The following is a 16747-nucleotide window of genomic DNA, read 5'->3' as shown; positions in this document are numbered from 1 at the left end:
CCTCCCCCCCTCTCCCCCTCCTCTTTTCCCCTCCCTCATAGCATTAGTACGAAACCTAAAACAACTGCAAGCAGCACTCGACGCAGGAATTGAAACACTTTATTGTGAATTTGAAGATCCTCGTGCTTATCAAGAAGCAGTACAAATAGTCCGTTCCTCCCCACTCCCCACTCCCTACTCCCCACTCCCTACTATTTGGGTTGCACCACCCAGAATCACCAAACCGGGAGAAAACTGGATTTTGCAACAAGTGCGTTCTTCCAATGCTGATGGTTATCTCATCAGAAATTACGATCATCTCCAATACTTTGCCCAAGATCGTTGTGTGGGAGACTTCTCCCTAAACATTGCCAATTCACTCACAGCAGACTATTTTAAAAACAAAATTGGTTTAGAAAGAGTCACGGCATCTTATGATTTAAACATTGTCCAATTAGAAGACCTCCTAAAGAGTTGCCCAACTGACTGGTTTGAGGTCACAATTCATCAGCATATGCCCATGTTCCATATGGAACACTGTGTATTTTGTGCTTTCTTATCTGGAGGAACGGATTACACGAACTGCGGACGCCCCTGCGAAAAGCATGAGGTAAAACTGCGGGATAGGGTAGGAACAGAACATATCCTCCGAGCTGATGCAGGCTGTCGCAACACCGTGTTTAATGGTACAGCACAAACAGGAGCAGAATACGTGCATCGGTTCTTAGAGCTTGGATTGCGTCACTTCCGCATTGAATTTGTAAATGAGACACCAGAGAAGGTGATACAAACAATACATCTTTACCGTCAACTGTTGCAGGGAGAGATTACAGGTTCTCAACTTTGGCGGGAATTGAAGTTACAAAATCAGCTTGGTGTCACTCGCGGACCGATGGCTGCAAATACGATTCGGTAACAAATGACCAATGACGATCCTGACTAGTTAGCTTTATTTGTGACAACCTATTTAGATAATGACTTCATCCTCGATCTTTTGCTAGCTTACACGATGTTTACATTTTGTATTCAATCTCAAACTGAACCTTTTGAGGTCAGTATGCGTCGTATTATCAGGTTTCTCGTTAAAACCCAGTAGATGCTGGGTACTCTATAAAAGTAGGAACTGGGGACTAGAGACTAAGGGAGAAGGAGGACAAGAAAGAAATTTCTACTTTGTCTATCCCCTCTCCCAGAGTATTTTTAGCTTCGGTTGTTAGACCGTGCTATTTTTTGGGGAATCTATAAAATAGAAAAATCTATCCAAGGCGAGATGCTAAATTTATGAAATTAACAGTCAACTTAGAGGCAGAGTTTTTCTATAACCAAGGATTGCGTCGAAACAAAGCGGCAAAGTTTGAAGAAGCGATCGCTTGTTTTGACAAAGCGTTGAGGTGTAAACCCGATTACCCTGAAGCTTTGTCCCAAAAAGGTTTTGCTTTGGGTTCTCTGGGTCGTCACGAGGAAGCGATCGCCTGCTTTGACCTCATGTTAAAATTCAATTCAGCTGATTGCTGGCTTTGGCACAACCGAGCCATTGCTTTAGGAAAGTTGGGACGTTACAGCGAAGCCGTTGACTGCTTTGACCGCGCCCTTGAGTTAAACCCCAAAGCTGGGACTATTTGGCACAATCGCAGTTTGACCTTATGTGATTGGGGAAAATACGAGAAAGCAGTCAAAAGCTTTGAGCGAACTTTAGCATTTCAACCAGATGCTTATTGGGCGTGGAACAACAAAGCCAATGCTCTCAAACAGTTGGGACGCTATAAAGAAGCGCTTGACAGCTACGATCGCGCCATTGAGTTCGATCCGAGTAATACAATGGCTTGGCACAATCGAGGCATGAATTTATTTGAGTGGGGGCGTTATGAAAAAGCCCTCAAAAGTTTTGACCGAGTTTTGGAAATTCAGCCTGACTATTATAAAGCTTGGTTCAATCGAGGTGTGGTTTTGGAAAAATTACAGCGTTACTCTGAAGCATTAGCAAGCTACAAACAAGCTTCAGAATTACAGCCCAATGATGACGTTATCTGGTACAACTTAGCTCGCTGCTACAATATAGAGAATAATACTGAAGAAGCTGTTAAAAATTTACAACGAGCTATTCGTTTATGTCCAGATAAATACTTACCCGAATTGAAAAATAACTCTGATTTCGACAATATCCGTAAAGATATTCGATTTCAGTCCTTAATTAGTATGGTGAAATTAGAAAGACCAAATTTTGGGTTTTTCTAATCTTTACGCAAGATTGTGGATAAAGGAGTATGTTTGCGTATGTCAAACACGCTTGCGAGAGCGTCTTGGCTAGAATTGCGCGACATACTTTGTTCTGGCATAACTGTCACTACAGGCTGTGCTCGACCTGCTGGTACTGCTACAGGAGCCATTTTCGCTGGTACTAAGACTGGTTTGTTTCTTGGGGGACGGGGTGCCATTCTTTGGTGACGTTGCGTTAAACGTGCTTGATAGCGGTTGAAATGGTTTTTCACCATTTGACGCTTTCCTGAGAGATTTAACAGTAGGAACAAGACCAAGCTGCCACTTCCGCAACTTAAAGCGATCGCCAGAATCATCCATAAAGGCATGGGATTCTCTGCCTCTGTAGGATTACTACTAATTGGCTGGACAACCTCTGCTTCTAATATTTCCGGTTCTTCCTCTTTTACACTCCCAACAGAACCCAGAGTGTAGAGGGCAAGAGTACCACTAGCAAGAAAAACTCCTGACAATCCTATAGGCAAGAATAACGGATATTTCGCCAACACGTTTATTAGAAAATTCTTACCTGTTACTGGCTTGGACTTTTTCTTCTTCAAAATCGGTATCGGCGCTTCCGCTTGAGATACTTGTTGTTGTACACTCTGAGTGTTTTCCATAGTAAGTTAAAGTCTGAAGTTGCTCTCAAGTACTAAATTGTACTCAAGGGTTAAGCATACCGTATCCGTAGCAACTTTTAGATTTAAGTAGCTTATTTTATAAAAAATATTTACTTTATTTCATTTTTTCTGGTTCAATTAAGTATATTTTATCACTAAACAAAGACGCGCCATGGCGCGTCTCTACATTCATTAACTGGTCACTGTTCACTGGTTACTGTTCACTGTTCACTGCCTTTCAAGAGCAAGTTGAATGAGTGTATCAACCAGTTCTGGGAAAGGTACGCCACTGTGCGACCAGAGAAGGGGATACATACTTGTTGCTGTAAAACCTGGTAAGGTATTGATTTCATTAATCAAGACTTCTCCTGTCGCCTCTACGTAGAAAAAATCTACTCTTGCTAATCCAGCAGCATCCACTGCTGCAAAGGCTTGCAATGCCATTTCTTGTATTTGATTGATAACAGTTTCCCCAACGGGTGCGGGAATCAGTAAATCTGCTTTGCCTTCTGTATATTTGGTTTCATAATCATAAAAGTCACTGTTATAAGTAATTTCACCGACAATAGAAGCTTTAGGTTGGTCGTTTCCTAAAACCGCACACTCTAGTTCCCGTGCAATAACGCCAGCCTCTACAATAATTCTGCGATCGTAACTAGCAGCACTGTCTAAAGCAGTTTCTAACTCTTGTCGCGATCGCACTTTTGCAATTCCCACCGATGAACCCAAGTTAGCAGGTTTAACAAAACAGGGATAGCCCAAAGTTGCTTCCACTTCATCACACAGCTTGGGAAAAACACAAGGATTTGACCAAATTTGCGCTCTATTGACAGAAATGTATTTGACTTGGGGTAAGCCTGCTTGAGAAAAAGCTGTCTTCATAGCAATCTTATCCATACCGAGTGCCGAACCCAAGACCCCAGAACCGACAAAAGGAACTTGCATTAAGGTGAGTAACCCCTGAATTGTACCGTCTTCACCGTTAGGACCGTGAAGAATGGGGAACCAAACATCAACAAGTGCAACTTGATCGGGAGATTGCCAACGTTGCAAAGTTTGAGTCTGAGCAACAGATAATTGAGAATTGGTATCCGCTCCCTCAACTTCAGTCGATTGAGATAACTGCAATGGCTTTCCTGATGCCAAAACCTGTTGTGGTGAATCCCCAGCCAACCAACGCCCATCTTTTTGGATGTAGAAAGGCAGTATTTCGTACTTGCTAGCATTTTGCCCCGTACTTAAAGCACCTGCGATCGCTCTTGCTGAATTGATAGAAACCTCGTGTTCTCCCGAACGACCCCCAAATAATAATCCTACCCGCACCTTTGCCATATAAAAGACCTCTGTCACTCTAGAACCAAGTTAGCGTAGCATACTTGAGCAAAAGGGAGTAGGGAGTAGGGAGTAGGGAGTAGGGGCGCAATGCCTTACGCCTTTAAACAGCTAGGAGATTTACTGGTCACTGGTCACTGGTCACTGTTCTGAAAACATTACAGGGTCATAGTCAAGGAGTTTTATCAGTCATCTTTAATCCCAGTGGGCAGACTCTAATTAGTAGCAGTGAAGATGAGACACTGAGAATTTGGGATGTCTCAACAGGTAAGTGTATGAGAATTCTCAGAAGCAAAAGACTTTATGAGGGTATGAATATCGCCAATGTGACGGGGTTAACAGAGGCGACAATTACCACTCTCAAGACTCTAGGGGCGATTGAATGTGAACTGGAGACTAGCAAAAATGGGCGCGTGTAAACAAGTACTGAGTCAATCAGGAATTTTTCCGAATTATTTTCCCTTTCCTTGACAATTATGATATATATGTCATATATTCTCTATATGACATGGATGATACTTTTTCACGATGAGTTTGAAGCATGGTTCGACCAACAAGATCCCTCACTTCAAGAAGAAATCGCTGCGGTACTCGATGTGCTGGAAGAGCGAGGGCCAACTCTAGGGAGACCTTACGTTGATACGATTAAAGAGTCGTCCTTTAACAATATGAAGGAGCTTCGAGTACAGTTTAGAGGGTGTCCATGGAGAATTCTTTTTGCCTTCGATCCAGAACGAAAAGCGATTCTCTTAGTGGGCGGTAATAAGCAAGGGAACAAGCGATGGTATGAAGAGAACATTCCCATTGCTGACCAACGCTTCAAAGACCATTTAGAACAGTTACAACAAAGGAAGCAGCAATGAAATCTTACCAAGAAAAAAGAAAGCAGTTTTCACCAGAAGCTCAGAAGCGCATAACTGATCGGGCTCAGGAGATAAAGGACGAGCTTCACATCCTCAAAGCAATCAGAGAAATCACAGGAATGTCTCAAGAAGTACTCGCTGAACGCCTCGAAGTTGGTCAATCATACATTTCACGACTTGAACGACGAGATAACATTACGCTTGCTACACTTGCGAATATCATCCGTGTTCTTGGTGGTTCTATAGAGATCACGATTCACCTTCCTGAGCGAGAGCCTGTGAAATTCTCTCACCTCGAAGCTCTTTTCGCCCCTGATGCACAACACGACGATCAAAAGGAGCGTGAATAAACCCTAGTTGATAGTTGTTACCCAACAGTCAGCCCATTGATTGCAATGTCTGCACATCAGATTGGAAATCTTCAACATCATAATTGAGAAATATTAAATGCCTCTTTTTCTTTTTTAGCGAAAGCCACCTTTTCAACAGATTTGTCAAGAGATAAAAACGAGAGAAATATCGCTATTTGATAGTTGTGCATTAATCAAAGCTCAAGCAAAAGATTACGTAAGAAATGCACAAATTAGGCTTAGACTTCAACCTGTTACAGATAAACTAATAAACACTTTTGGCAATCGAGAAAATGCTCAAAAATGCTTGAATCAACTTTTGTTAAAATTAAAGTTGTGTACTTTTCAAAAACCAGGATATGCGGCTGGTAATATTCTCAATTTACTTTGGCAGTTTCATGTAGATTTTAGTGGCTATGATTTTTCCAACTTAACTGTTTGGCAAGCTTACTTACAAGGCATGAATTTGCATCAGGTAAACTTTGCTAACTCGGATCTGAGCAAGTCTGCTTTTACACGAACCCTGGGAGGTATTTTATCAGCAACCTTTAGCCCAGATGGAAAGCTGCTAGCAACAGAAATTGATAATGAGATTTATTTGTGGGAAGTTACAAACATTAAACAAATTATTACCTGCAATGGTCATACTGCTTGGGTACGATCTCTTGCCTTCAGTCCGTAAGAATTCACGTTCTCCAGGAAAGGACAGAGATGGCGAGCGCTCTATTGAAGCTCCTCAGAATTCTTCCAGAAAAGACGAAGGTGGAGATCGCTCTATTGAAGAGCAGAATTAGGTTGTGTTGTAAAAACTCATTGAGGATAAAAGACGCCCTCTCATCTCACACGGGCGAGGACGCCCGTACCACAAGAACATAGTGTGGTCACTGGTCACTGGTCACTGATACACCTGTCAAACTAAAAGCCCTAACTTCAGTAATTTTGACATTAACTAACTGACCTTTAAGCTCCTGAATGTCACCAGTAAAGAATGTCAGCCGATTACCACGGGTACGCCCCATCACTTGGGTTTTGTCTTTAGGATTTTGTTCTTCTACCAGAACTTCTTCAATGCGCCCCATGTAACGCTGCGATCGCTCGGCTGCTTTGATCGCCACGAGATGATTGAGCCTTTGGAGGCGATCGCTTTTCACGTCCTCACTCAATTGCTCATCCCACACGGCGGCGGGTGTTCCCGGACGTGGAGAGTAGGCTGCAGTGTTCAATTGGTCAAAACCAATATCTTCAACCAACTTCAAAGTATTTTCAAACTGTGCTTCGGTTTCTCCTGGGAAACCGACAATAGCATCAGCACTAATTGATGCATCTGGCATATATTGCCGAATTGTATCGATGATGCGGCGATATTTTTCGTGAGTATAACCCCGCGACATACGTTTTAGGACTTCATTATCCCCTGATTGAAAGGGAATGTGAAAGTGTTCGCACAGCTTGGGTAATTCTGCACACGCTTTAATCAACCGTTCGGTAAAATAACGAGGATGGGAAGTGGCGAAACGAATTCGCTCAATTCCTGGTACATCATGAACGTAGTAAAGTAAATCTGTCAAAGTGTGTTGATGGCGACCTTCAGGCGTCACCCCTGGTAAATCCCGTCCGTAAGCATCAATATTTTGACCGAGTAGGGTCACTTCCTTATAACCTTGTCGTCCCAGTTCTTCCATTTCTGAGCGAATGGCTTCTGGTGTCCGAGATTGCTCAACACCCCGTACATTAGGAACAACGCAATAAGTACAGCGTTCGTTACAGCCGTAGATTACATTTACCCAAGCAGTGACTGTGGTATCGCGTCGCGGCTTGGTGATATCTTCCATGATGTGGATTGGCTCAGTTGCAACAACTTGATTGCCATCAAATACCTGTTGTAGCAAATCTTTCAAGCGATTAGCGTGTTGCGGTCCCATAACCATGTCAACTTCTGGCACTCGTCGCAACAGCGATTCCCCTTCCTGTTGAGCCACACAACCAGCGACAACTATCGTTAGGTCTGGTTGTTCGTGCTTTCGCTTTGCTTGTCTACCTAGATAAGAATATACTTTTTGCTCAGCATTATCTCGAATAGTACAAGTATTGTAAAGAATTAAATTCGCATCATTTGGGTCTTCTGACCACTCAAAGCCCATGTCTTCTAGAATGCCAGCCATGCGTTCTGAATCAGCTTTGTTCATCTGACAGCCGAAGGTGGTGATGTGATAGCGACGGGGTGAAGTGGTCATAGTAATTTATGATAAATAGAATACAATAGCAAGCAAATGACTCTATCTTAAAATTATAAAATTTTGCTACCTTAGTGTATGAGTTTATTGGGCTATAATTTTACAGCATAGATTTCAATTATAGCGGATTTCAACTGGATGAGGTGCGTTAACTTGGCATAACGTCGTCAAGTTTGAGTTGCAAGTTGGGAAATAGATAGGATGTAATAGCATCTCCTAAGCGATAAAACTACCAAATGCACCAACAAATAAAACTATTTGAGCCAGCGAGCTATACATATTAAGACGTACAACACTTTTATACTCTTCTAGCGATTTTTCATTCGCGATCGCTGTATTTGTTTCTAAAAATTTCTCAAGTTTAGCTTTCACATAGAAAGAGATTGCCATCGATAGCAAGCACATTCCGATATATGCAAAGTGCAAAAACATGCGTTCACCCGATAAAAATAGTTATGTAATTGTTGCTTGACTAGAAGTCTATATTTTTTATAGACTTCTTAGCGGCAAATAACCTGAGAAATTACACGTAAATAAATGTATAGATATAATGTAGCTATATTTGGGATTTGAAGAACTATTCAATAATGGCTAATTTAACCCCGATCTCAGAACACAAATCTTTTGAAGGTAAACTCGGCTTTTACAGTCATGACTCCTCTACCTGTAACGGAGAAATGCGCTTTGCTGTTTACCAACCACCACAAGCGATTCAACAGCCAGTACCTATTCTTTATTTCCTTTCTGGGTTGACGAGCACTGAAGAAAATTTTATGCTCAAAGCGGGAGCACAACAATATGCTGCTAAATACGGTGTGATGCTTGTCGCACCAGATACCAGTCCTCGCAATACTGGCATTCCTGGTGAGGATGACGAGTGGGATTTTGGTACGGGTGCGGGTTTTTATGTGGATGCTACTGTTGAACCTTGGTCATCTCACTACCAAATGTACAGCTATGTTGTTCGCGAGTTACCTGCTTTGATTGCGGATAATTTCCCAGTACAGTCGGACAAGCAAAGTATTTTCGGTCACTCCATGGGGGGACATGGTGCGCTTGTTTGTGCTTTAAGAAACCCCAAACAGTACAGATCGGTATCGGCTTTTGCTCCCATTGCTGCACCAATGCGTTGTCCTTGGGGTCAAAAAGTGTTTAATGGTTATTTGGGTAGCGATCGCGAAACTTGGCGTGAGTATGATGCCAGTGAATTGGTCAAGCAGCATGGATACCACAGTCCTATTTTAATCGACCAAGGTACTGGCGATAAATACCTTGAAGAGCAGTTGCTACCAGGGGTATTAGAGCAAGCTTGTGCAGAAGTGAATCTACCTCTGACTCTGCGTTACCAGGAAGGATACGATCACGGCTATTATTTCATAGCCACTTTTATTGAAGATCATATTCAGCATCATGCACTTGTACTCAAAGAGTAGGAAGTAGGGACTACTATTATGATATGCTTCACCTAATCTTGTCAGATTTAAGTCAAGGAGGTTTTATGCAAAGAGTTAGCTCGAATTTGAGTCTAAAAAATCTTTATGAAATTGATGAGCATCTCTGGTTAGAGGAAACAATCAAGCTATTGAAATCTAACCATTTAGAAGAATTAGATTTAGAAAATTTAATTGAGGAACTAGAAAATTTGGGTCGTCGAGATAAAGCCAAGGTGGCTAGTTTACTAGAACAAGTTATTAGACATCTTTTGTTGCTGCAATATTGGCCAGAAGAATATCAATTTAATTCGGGACATTGGAAAGCCGAAGTTAGAAGCTTTAGAAATCAATTGAAACGAAACTTGACAACAAATTTATATCAATTTTTAGAAAAGGAATTAGCGTCTATTTATGAGGATGCATTAGGATATGTAATTGACAAAACCGAGGGAAAACTAGAAAACTTACCCCAAGATTGTACTTATACCTTAGAACAGTTACTTGATGTTAATTATCTACCTGAAACCCTGTAGGTCGAAAATTTGCGATCGCACTAACACATCCTACAAACAAAATCGGCCCTCGTAATGGACATTGTTGATTTTACCTCAGTGATGCTGGTTTTTTATTTACGAAGTGGACTGTATTGGAATTGCGTAGGCGTAGTCACGGTAGTATGTGAGTCCGGCGTATTACAAAAATTTACATAACGTGGAAGTGCGATCGTGCTCTTTGGGCGGCTCTGTTTACCAAAGCAATGCCGGAGGCGGGCGAAAAGCGCCATCGCCACACGCTATGCTCAGCAAGCAATCAACTTTCTCGGCGCAATTTATCTTGCTGCTGCTGTTTTCTGGCTTAATTGATGATCTGACTTTTCACGGGATGTGGAAAAGTCAGGACTAGTGATCGCCTAGATGATTTTCTAAGATACCTTATGCAAAAGACAATCGTCTGCGATGGGGCAATTCTTACTTGTAGTTGCAATCGCCGTATTGGAGTGCGCGATACTCAATGCTTGTTTTTCAAGAGTGCAGGCGCAAGCGATACGACTTTAGCCCGTAGCGTGCCTTATGGCAACTCACATTAACATAGTATTGTTAAACAATTGAGCTACACCACAATAACGCTCATCATTCCAAGAAATCTCATAGAATTGGTTATTGGTGTATCGGTTGATAACCTTGCGCCAAAATGTTTGTGCATCTACATTTAAGGCTAGCTGTCGTACCTCCCACTTGCTAGGAAACAAATCGAAAATAAAGGACGCTACCCGATAGCCAATACCTTGTCTTCGGTATTTGCGTAGAATGAAGAATTCACCCATATCCATAGTGTGTTCGTCTCCTGAAAGCTGGCTGCGCCCGTCGGCAATGACAAACCCTGCGATCGAGCCATCCACCTTGACAAGAAACGGATGCCGCTTTGGCTCAGTCCAACAACCTTTAAGAGCGTCGTCCCCAAACCGACCATCATTCTTGACATCCCAACCCATGAACTCACTAAAATCATAGAGGTAAAGTTCTATCAAATGACTCAAAATCGATTTATCTTGCGGACGGGCTTCAATTATTTCAATATTCACGCTAGTTTCCTCTAATATTGTTGAGACCGCTGAAGCCTTAGTGGCGATCGCACCATTGGTCTTTTTTTTCTCTCCAGATAATGGTGTAACATTCGCTGATTCGGTGTTGTAACTACAATTGTTGGTAACTGTACTGCATTCTCTTTATGAGTAAAACTACCATTGGTTCCGTTGTTGCTATAGATAAATATCTACTGTTTTGTCCAAAGTCCAATGGTTTTATTATAGCGATCGCAGTCTCTCTGCTTGCTCTTTAGGAGCAGCCCCACGGGCGGCGCACCACCCGCTACGACTGAAAGAAACACTCTTTCCCCTACTCCCTACTCCCGACTCCCTATTCCCCACCCCCTGTTTCTTGAGAGCACAGGATTACTGCGCTCCTTGACAATTCATCAACCCAAACTATAAACGAGAGTAAAATTATTGGCTGGCATATCAATAATTTCCTTTAGCTTTAGCTCATATTTTTGAGCAGCATTTGTGATATCTGCGATATCTTTTAAACCCCATTCTGGTACTTTATAAGATAGAAGAGTTCTATCAAATTCTTCGTTCGAAGGTGTTGTATACTTGCCATCCACTTTAAATGGGCCGTAGATAAATAAAGATCCGTGAGCACTGAGATAGTTGACTGTACAATTCATCATGCCATCCGCAACAGAGATTGGTGCAACTTGAAAAATATTAATACAGAAAATGGCATCAAATTTTTTTCCAGCTAAAACTGACCAAGTTTGTGGTTGAGTTAAGTCCAGTTTGACTGCTGGTTGGACGTTTTGGGCTTGAGTCTGTTGAGTTAATTGCCTAATATTTTCAAACACTTCTTCATTCATGTCTGAGGGTTGAAAACTTAGATGCTGGAAATGGGAAGCGAAGTAGTTGATGTGCATACCACTACCAGAGGCCAACTCAAGAATTTGACCTTCGCTGTTGGGTAGCCTTTGTTTGAATACTTCTAGAATAGCATCACGGTTGCGATCGCCTGCCCAAGCAACATAAGGACTAAGTGGATACGGATCCAGTGCAGGTTTTTCTAATGGTGACATATATCGCTTCTGTATTTTGTTGGGTTGCACTATTTGGAGTCTGTCGAATAAAAGGGAGAATTCATACCAATGCTGGCTTCTTTCGCGATCTCACCATCAAAAAGTTTCACACTCAGATTTCCATTCACCTGTTTTGCAAATGGAATTAACAAGCTATCAATATATTTTTGTGCGTTCTCTAGCGAATCAAATTCATAAAAACCACCAACAGTATTGGTGTTGATACCACTTAGCCAGGTTTTAGATTGCAGTCCTGAGAATTTTTTCATTTCTACATTAATGGCAACCCAATCAATTTGAGTGAAAGGTATAGATACTTGATACTCGGCGTAGAGAAATAGTTTACTCATGGGTATTGGTGACTTGATGCTGAGTTCTGCTTCTATTATTTTCTTCGATTAAATTAAAACTAGCGCAATTAAACTTATGAACTAACTGTCATCACAATCCATCAATACTCTTCTCACATCATTTGGTTTTTGTCAACCCCCCTTCAAGGGCTTATCTCAAAAAACCCTTTCTCCATAACAGTTTTGCGTTTGCTAAGAAAGATGCGGGTAATGGATAGCAATCTATCGGGGGGATTAAGGGGGTTACCGTTTCTGAAGAGCAGGGACTGGGGATCGCTTATCTGCTGTTGCTTCAGTTGCAGCCTTTGTTAAGCAAGCCTGCAATTTCTCGGCAAGCACTTTCACATGGGGTTCTGTAAACATGGAAAGGTGATCGCCGGAAACACGATGGATCTCCAATCCACCTATAGCATATTCGTCCCAGCCAAAATTAGGAAGTAATTTATAGCCTTCTCCTACGCCAGCTACGCGCAATTCCTCTTCCACCCCAAACATAGTCAACAGATCTGAGTAAGGTTGCATGACATACTTTGCTCCTGCCTCATTGTTAGCTTCTCTAACCCGCAAATGGCGGATGTTGTAAGGCAAGATCTCCTCATTCTCAATAGTCTCGTAAACTTTGCTGCTCATCTTTAGAAGCTTATATTTGACTAGATTCAGGAGCCACGGAAGCCATGAGTTCGACTTTTGCAAAATGTAGCTTGGTCCTTTTTGTAATAAGTTCGTCAAATGAAGAGGCACTCGTTGCCAGAATGACAATCGAGTCAGTGTCTTCGGACCAGAGGTCTCTAACATGGCCAACAGAGCTACTTTCTCACCTTCGGCTTGTAACTGCTGAGCCATTTCATAAGCCACCGCCCCCCCAAAACAATGTCCTCCAAGAAAATAAGGACCTCTCGGTTGAATAGTTTTGATCTCTTTGAGGTAATGAGATGCCATGTCTTCCATCCGTGTTATGGGAGGCTGGTGCCCATCAAGTCCTTGTGCTTGTAAGGCATAAAAGGGTTGCTCTGGATCGAGATGCTGTGCCAACTCATAGTATGACAGAACGTTACCTTCTATAGCATGGACACAAAAGAACGGCGGTTTAGAACCGTTGGGCTTTATAGGCACTAGTGAAGACCAAGATGGTAAGCTTTCCTTCTGGTTCTTACCGTTAGCGATTCCCTCAACGTCCATGAACGATTGTGAATTTTTAGCTTCGGAATTGACTGCTAACTTTTCTTGCTGACGGATAATATTGGCTAGAGCCTCCACAGTTCCTGATTGGAAAAGGGTTGCCAGAGGGAGATTTTTGCCGAATGTCTTCTCGATTTGCCAAAACAGTTTGACTGCTAGCAGAGAATGTCCTCCGATCTCAAAGAAGTTATCCCTGACGCTAATGGATTGGATACCTAAAACTTGTTCCCAAATCTGCAAAAGCTGTTGCTCTAACTCATCGCGAGGGCCAACAAAGGTCTCTTCCGGTTCTTGCCGGGATAAGTCAGGTACCGGAAGGGCGGCGCGGTTAAGTTTACTGTTAGGAGTTAGGGGTAGTGTCTCTAGCATCACAAAACAAGCTGGAATCATGTATCTAGGAAGTTTTTCAGTGAGAAATTGCCTCAGTTCGTTCACTGTAGGAATTTGTTTTTCCTTGGGAATGACATATGCTACTAACTGCTTGTCACCGGGAATGTCCTCTCGGAGAAGAACTACAACTTCTCGGACAGAGGGATATTGACTCAACACAGCTTCAATTTCGCCCAACTCAATCCGAAATCCACGAATCTTGACTTGATTGTCAATGCGATCGCAAAACTCAATGCTACCGTTGGGTAAGTAGCGTCCCAAGTCTCCAGTTTTATAAAGTCGGTCGGTAGCAATATTGGTAAATGGATTGACAATAAAACGTTCTTGAGTTAAGTCATCGCTGCCAATATAACCAGAAGATAAGTAAGGGGTGCGAACGTAAATCTCTCCTACCTCGCCGATCCCAGCTAACTGTAGCGTGTGGGTCAAAACAAGTAACTGTACATCCTCAATACCACGACCCAAAGGAATTGTTTTGGGGATTAGGGAATGGGGGCTGATGACTAGATTACTAACACCACAATCTTCAGGTATAACAAAGTAACCCATAGCTTGAGGGGTTTCAGTAGCCCCGTAAAAATTGACACAAGTTACTTTGGGAGCAAAACGACAGATGTTGGTGACATCTTGTTGCGTCAGAACATCACCAGCAAAAAATACGTAACGTAAGTCTGTGATTTGGCTTTCAGTGTTTGCTGTCAGCAGTTGTGCCATTGCTGGTGTCAGATGAGCAACACTAATTCTCATCACTCGCATCCAATCAGCTAGCTGATTTAATGTCTCAATATCTTGTTGCTGGGGAATGCATAAAGTTGCACCCAATGACAAGGGTGTGAAAATATCTCGTAACAAAGGGTCATGAGATAAACCAGAAAGCATGCTAAATTTATCTGACTCGCACAAACCAAAAGTCTTTTGATGCCATTGCACGAAATGAGATAAAGGTCTGTGGCTACCTTTAATACCTTTAGGTTTACCTGTAGAACCAGAGGTAAAAGCAACATAAGCTAAATCATCTAGTTCCACTGTCACTTGTGGGTCATTCTGGGGATAATTTTGTAATGCTCCTAAGATGGAATCATCAGAAATTTCCAAACAGTAGTTACAAAAACTATCTACAAACTCGCGGAGTACAGTCGGAACCTGAGAATCTGAAGCAATTTGCAACCAAGCACGAGGTTGAACGGGTTCGAGACAATCAATTAAGCGAGAAGTGGGATAAGCCGGATCGAGAATGACAAAAGCGCCACCTGCTTTCAGAACACCTAGAATTGCTACAACTAACAAGGCACTTCTTTGTCCGTAAATGGCAACTACGTCTTGAGATTGGATATTATTTGCTAGCAGGTAGTGAGCCAATTGATTGGTCAGTTCTTCAAGTTTGGCGTAAGTCCAAGCAACTCGTGCATCCACAACTGCCAAGTTTTGCGGTACTCTTTGAGCTTGTTGAGAAAACTTAGTATGAACGACTGTTTCTGAGTGTAGGTCAAGTTTTTGCTGAGGATTTGGTAAAAGTAATGCTGCGTTGGGAGTAACAAGTGATAACGAAGAAATATTCTGTTGTGGAGTTTCCGCAATCTGAACGAGCAAATGATGGAACTGATCGAGCATTTCCTCCATTCGCTCGGGTACAAACAGGTCGGCATTATAAACTAATTCCAGTTTGATTCCTTGCTGTTGTTCTGTCACATACAAGGTTAAGTCAAACTTAGAAGGAACTTCTGGCATTGAGACGGGTTCTACATCTAGCCCAGGCATTTTTAGTTGTATGTCCCCCAAGTTGAGCATATTAAACCACACTTGAAAGAGTGGGTTACGGCTCGTGTCTCGCTCTGGTTGTAGTTCTTCTACCAATTTCTCAAAAGGCATATCTTGATGGGTATATGCGCCTAATGCCGCTTGGCGGACGCGATCTAGCAGTGAACGAAAACTGGGTTGACTGGAACAGTTAGTCCGTAAAATGACCGTATTGATAAAAAACCCTATTAACCCTTCAATTTCAGACCGATTCCGACCTGCAACGGGAGAGCCAATGAGAATATCTTCTTGTCCGGTGTAGCGATACAATAAAGTCCCAAATGCAGCCAGCAAAGTCATAAACAAAGTAGCACCTTCCCGACGCGAAAGTGCTGTGAGCGATGCCGCCAGTGTCTGGGGTAGCATCAAAGATTGCGTCGCTCCTCGGGAGGTTTGTACTGGAGGTCGAGGGTAGTCTGTGGGCAGTTCCAGTATATGGTTGGCCCCCTCTAGCTGAGTTTTCCAGTAGTTGAGTTTGTTTTCTAGTACTTCACCAAAGAGGTATTTGCGTTGCCAAACAGCAAAGTCGGCATATTGGATGGGTAGTTTTGGTAGGGGATTTGGTTTGTTATTTATAAAGGCTTCATAGACCTTTGCCAACTGCTGACACAGAATACCCATCGACCAGCCATCAGAAGCAATGTGGTGCATGACCAATAAAAGTATATGCTCGCGTTGATTTATTCGCAACAAGCACCCACGCAACATTAAGTCAGATGTTAAGTCAAAGGGGCGTTTCGCCTCACGCCGCAAGATACTTTGCACTTGCTCTTGTTGATCGCTTTTTGGCTCCTGTGTTAAGTCAATTACCTTCAATTCAACTGACCGGGGTAAACCAATCACTTGTATGGGGGTGCCATCATCTGAGGAAATAAAATTGGTTCGCAGTGCTTCGTGATGGGCAACAATCGCATCCAAAGACTGTCGCAATACATCTACGCTGAGATCGCCCGTTAAGCGTTGTACGTTTTGAATAAGATAATTTGAGTTATCTGGCTCCAGTTGCTCTAACAACCACAGTCGCTGTTGGGCAAAAGATAACGGAGCTGAAGCTGATAATTCGTTAGTTCTTTTGGGGATGGTCTGCTCTATTGTAAGACTAGCACTCTTGTTCTTAAGTTTTAGCTCTAGTAGTGCCCTTTTAGCTGGAGAGAGAGTGGCAATCTTTGTGTTGATATCATTCATAATTGCTAATCCTTTACTTTATTGCAGAGTAGAGGGGAATAGGGAATCGGAATTCCAACTCTCTATCCCCGAAGCCACTCCCTTCCCGTTAGAAAATTACCTACCGCGTTCTGGTGCGCCCTTTGCGGTTCATTAACAGGTTTCTTTAGGT

Annotated in this window: 17 protein-coding genes and 1 pseudogene; 10 read left to right on the top strand and 8 right to left on the bottom strand. The window is 42.5% G+C overall.

The window, feature by feature from the left end:
* The coding region (locus WA1_RS60345) for a U32 family peptidase (protein ID WP_272819247.1) at window positions 1–895 on the top strand (895 nt) is incomplete at its 5' end.
* Window positions 896–1260: 365 nt separating this feature from the next.
* Complete coding sequence (locus WA1_RS27830; RefSeq protein WP_017745687.1) at window positions 1261–2214, top strand: tetratricopeptide repeat protein; 954 nt, start codon at window positions 1261–1263, stop codon at window positions 2212–2214.
* Here the strand turns inward: WA1_RS27830 and WA1_RS27825 are convergent.
* Together WA1_RS27825 and WA1_RS27820 are read right to left on the bottom strand one after the other, a co-directional pair.
* On the bottom strand, window positions 2211–2855 hold the full coding sequence (locus tag WA1_RS27825) for a hypothetical protein (protein WP_017745686.1): 645 nt from the start codon (window positions 2853–2855) through the stop codon (window positions 2211–2213). The genes WA1_RS27830 and WA1_RS27825 overlap by 4 nt on opposite strands.
* 228 nt (window positions 2856–3083) lie before the next feature.
* On the bottom strand, window positions 3084–4187 hold the full coding sequence (locus tag WA1_RS27820) for a D-alanine--D-alanine ligase family protein (RefSeq protein ID WP_017745685.1): 1104 nt from the start codon (window positions 4185–4187) through the stop codon (window positions 3084–3086).
* 137 nt (window positions 4188–4324) lie between these two features.
* On the opposite strand from WA1_RS27820, the pseudogene WA1_RS61835 reads away from it, so the two are divergent.
* From WA1_RS61835 to WA1_RS58805, 5 genes and pseudogenes are all read left to right on the top strand, one after another.
* A pseudogene (locus WA1_RS61835) lies at window positions 4325–4393 on the top strand (hypothetical protein); the annotation flags it as partial.
* A 69-nt stretch (window positions 4394–4462) separates the two neighbouring features.
* Entirely contained in the window at window positions 4463–4606 is a 144-nt protein-coding gene (locus WA1_RS60340) for a hypothetical protein (RefSeq protein WP_017745684.1), read from the top strand.
* 66 nt (window positions 4607–4672) lie between these two features.
* Window positions 4673–5050, top strand: a complete 378-nt coding sequence (locus WA1_RS27815; RefSeq protein WP_272819246.1) for a type II toxin-antitoxin system RelE/ParE family toxin — start codon at window positions 4673–4675, stop codon at window positions 5048–5050.
* On the top strand, window positions 5047–5400 hold the full coding sequence (locus tag WA1_RS27810) for a helix-turn-helix domain-containing protein (RefSeq protein ID WP_017745682.1): 354 nt from the start codon (window positions 5047–5049) through the stop codon (window positions 5398–5400). The genes WA1_RS27815 and WA1_RS27810 overlap by 4 nt, the downstream gene beginning before the upstream one ends.
* 334 nt (window positions 5401–5734) lie before the next feature.
* The gene (locus WA1_RS58805) at window positions 5735–6082 is read left to right on the top strand and encodes a WD40 repeat domain-containing protein (protein WP_201789125.1); all 348 of its coding nucleotides are present in this window, start codon (window positions 5735–5737) and stop codon (window positions 6080–6082) included.
* A 199-nt stretch (window positions 6083–6281) separates the two neighbouring features.
* On the opposite strand, the gene miaB is transcribed toward WA1_RS58805, so the two are convergent.
* Window positions 6282–7634: a tRNA (N6-isopentenyl adenosine(37)-C2)-methylthiotransferase MiaB gene (miaB, locus tag WA1_RS27800; protein WP_026134913.1), complete on the bottom strand. Its 1353-nt coding sequence runs from the start codon at window positions 7632–7634 to the stop codon at window positions 6282–6284.
* 216 nt (window positions 7635–7850) lie between these two features.
* Window positions 7851–8066, bottom strand: a complete 216-nt coding sequence (locus tag WA1_RS55470) for a hypothetical protein (protein ID WP_017745679.1) — start codon at window positions 8064–8066, stop codon at window positions 7851–7853.
* A gap of 155 nt (window positions 8067–8221) precedes the next feature.
* On the opposite strand from WA1_RS55470, the gene fghA reads away from it, so the two are divergent.
* The 3 genes from fghA (at window position 8222) to WA1_RS57320 (ending at window position 10154) form a co-directional block, all read left to right on the top strand.
* Window positions 8222–9067: an S-formylglutathione hydrolase gene (gene fghA, locus WA1_RS27795; protein ID WP_017745678.1), complete on the top strand. Its 846-nt coding sequence runs from the start codon at window positions 8222–8224 to the stop codon at window positions 9065–9067.
* Window positions 9068–9132: 65 nt separating this feature from the next.
* Window positions 9133–9600, top strand: a complete 468-nt coding sequence (locus WA1_RS27790) for a DUF29 domain-containing protein (RefSeq protein ID WP_026134912.1) — start codon at window positions 9133–9135, stop codon at window positions 9598–9600.
* A 401-nt stretch (window positions 9601–10001) separates the two neighbouring features.
* Window positions 10002–10154 (top strand): hypothetical protein, encoded by a 153-nt coding sequence (locus tag WA1_RS57320; protein ID WP_158516708.1) that lies wholly within the window; start codon window positions 10002–10004, stop codon window positions 10152–10154.
* Here the strand turns inward: WA1_RS57320 and WA1_RS27785 are convergent.
* The 4 genes from WA1_RS27785 to WA1_RS27770 form a co-directional block, all read right to left on the bottom strand.
* Entirely contained in the window at window positions 10146–10649 is a 504-nt protein-coding gene (locus WA1_RS27785; protein ID WP_017745676.1) for a GNAT family N-acetyltransferase, read from the bottom strand. The two genes, WA1_RS57320 and WA1_RS27785, sit on opposite strands and share 9 nt — an antisense overlap.
* 392 nt (window positions 10650–11041) lie before the next feature.
* Window positions 11042–11695 (bottom strand): DUF938 domain-containing protein, encoded by a 654-nt coding sequence (locus WA1_RS27780; RefSeq protein WP_017745675.1) that lies wholly within the window; start codon window positions 11693–11695, stop codon window positions 11042–11044.
* 29 nt (window positions 11696–11724) lie between these two features.
* Window positions 11725–12045 carry a YdhR family protein gene (locus WA1_RS27775; protein WP_017745674.1) on the bottom strand — a complete coding sequence of 107 codons (321 nt, stop codon included), beginning with the start codon at window positions 12043–12045 and terminating at the stop codon, window positions 11725–11727.
* A gap of 243 nt (window positions 12046–12288) precedes the next feature.
* Entirely contained in the window at window positions 12289–16596 is a 4308-nt protein-coding gene (locus WA1_RS27770; RefSeq protein ID WP_017745673.1) for a non-ribosomal peptide synthetase, read from the bottom strand.
* Between the last annotated feature and the right edge of the window lie 151 nt (window positions 16597–16747).

Origin of the sequence: Scytonema hofmannii PCC 7110 (assembly GCF_000346485.2) — a bacterium.
Classification (GTDB): domain Bacteria; phylum Cyanobacteriota; class Cyanobacteriia; order Cyanobacteriales; family Nostocaceae; genus Scytonema; species Scytonema hofmannii.
This window is presented reverse-complemented; position numbering and strand designations above follow the sequence as displayed.

What these genes read in the sequence shown, in the direction of transcription:
- WA1_RS27820 (WP_017745685.1), bottom strand. Translation starts at nt 4,187, where the DNA reads ATGGCAAAGGTGCGGGTAGGATTATTATTTGGGGGTCGTTCGGGAGAA.
- miaB (WP_026134913.1), bottom strand. Translation starts at nt 7,634, where the DNA reads ATGACCACTTCACCCCGTCGCTATCACATCACCACCTTCGGCTGTCAG.
- WA1_RS60340 (WP_017745684.1), top strand. Translation starts at nt 4,463, where the DNA reads ATGAGAATTCTCAGAAGCAAAAGACTTTATGAGGGTATGAATATCGCC.
- WA1_RS57320 (WP_158516708.1), top strand. Translation starts at nt 10,002, where the DNA reads ATGCAAAAGACAATCGTCTGCGATGGGGCAATTCTTACTTGTAGTTGC.
- WA1_RS27815 (WP_272819246.1), top strand. Translation starts at nt 4,673, where the DNA reads ATGTCATATATTCTCTATATGACATGGATGATACTTTTTCACGATGAG.
- fghA (WP_017745678.1), top strand. Translation starts at nt 8,222, where the DNA reads ATGGCTAATTTAACCCCGATCTCAGAACACAAATCTTTTGAAGGTAAA.
- WA1_RS27790 (WP_026134912.1), top strand. Translation starts at nt 9,133, where the DNA reads ATGCAAAGAGTTAGCTCGAATTTGAGTCTAAAAAATCTTTATGAAATT.
- WA1_RS27810 (WP_017745682.1), top strand. Translation starts at nt 5,047, where the DNA reads ATGAAATCTTACCAAGAAAAAAGAAAGCAGTTTTCACCAGAAGCTCAG.
- WA1_RS27825 (WP_017745686.1), bottom strand. Translation starts at nt 2,855, where the DNA reads ATGGAAAACACTCAGAGTGTACAACAACAAGTATCTCAAGCGGAAGCG.
- WA1_RS27775 (WP_017745674.1), bottom strand. Translation starts at nt 12,045, where the DNA reads ATGAGTAAACTATTTCTCTACGCCGAGTATCAAGTATCTATACCTTTC.
- WA1_RS27830 (WP_017745687.1), top strand. Translation starts at nt 1,261, where the DNA reads ATGAAATTAACAGTCAACTTAGAGGCAGAGTTTTTCTATAACCAAGGA.
- WA1_RS55470 (WP_017745679.1), bottom strand. Translation starts at nt 8,066, where the DNA reads ATGTTTTTGCACTTTGCATATATCGGAATGTGCTTGCTATCGATGGCA.
- WA1_RS27780 (WP_017745675.1), bottom strand. Translation starts at nt 11,695, where the DNA reads ATGTCACCATTAGAAAAACCTGCACTGGATCCGTATCCACTTAGTCCT.
- WA1_RS27770 (WP_017745673.1), bottom strand. Translation starts at nt 16,596, where the DNA reads ATGAATGATATCAACACAAAGATTGCCACTCTCTCTCCAGCTAAAAGG.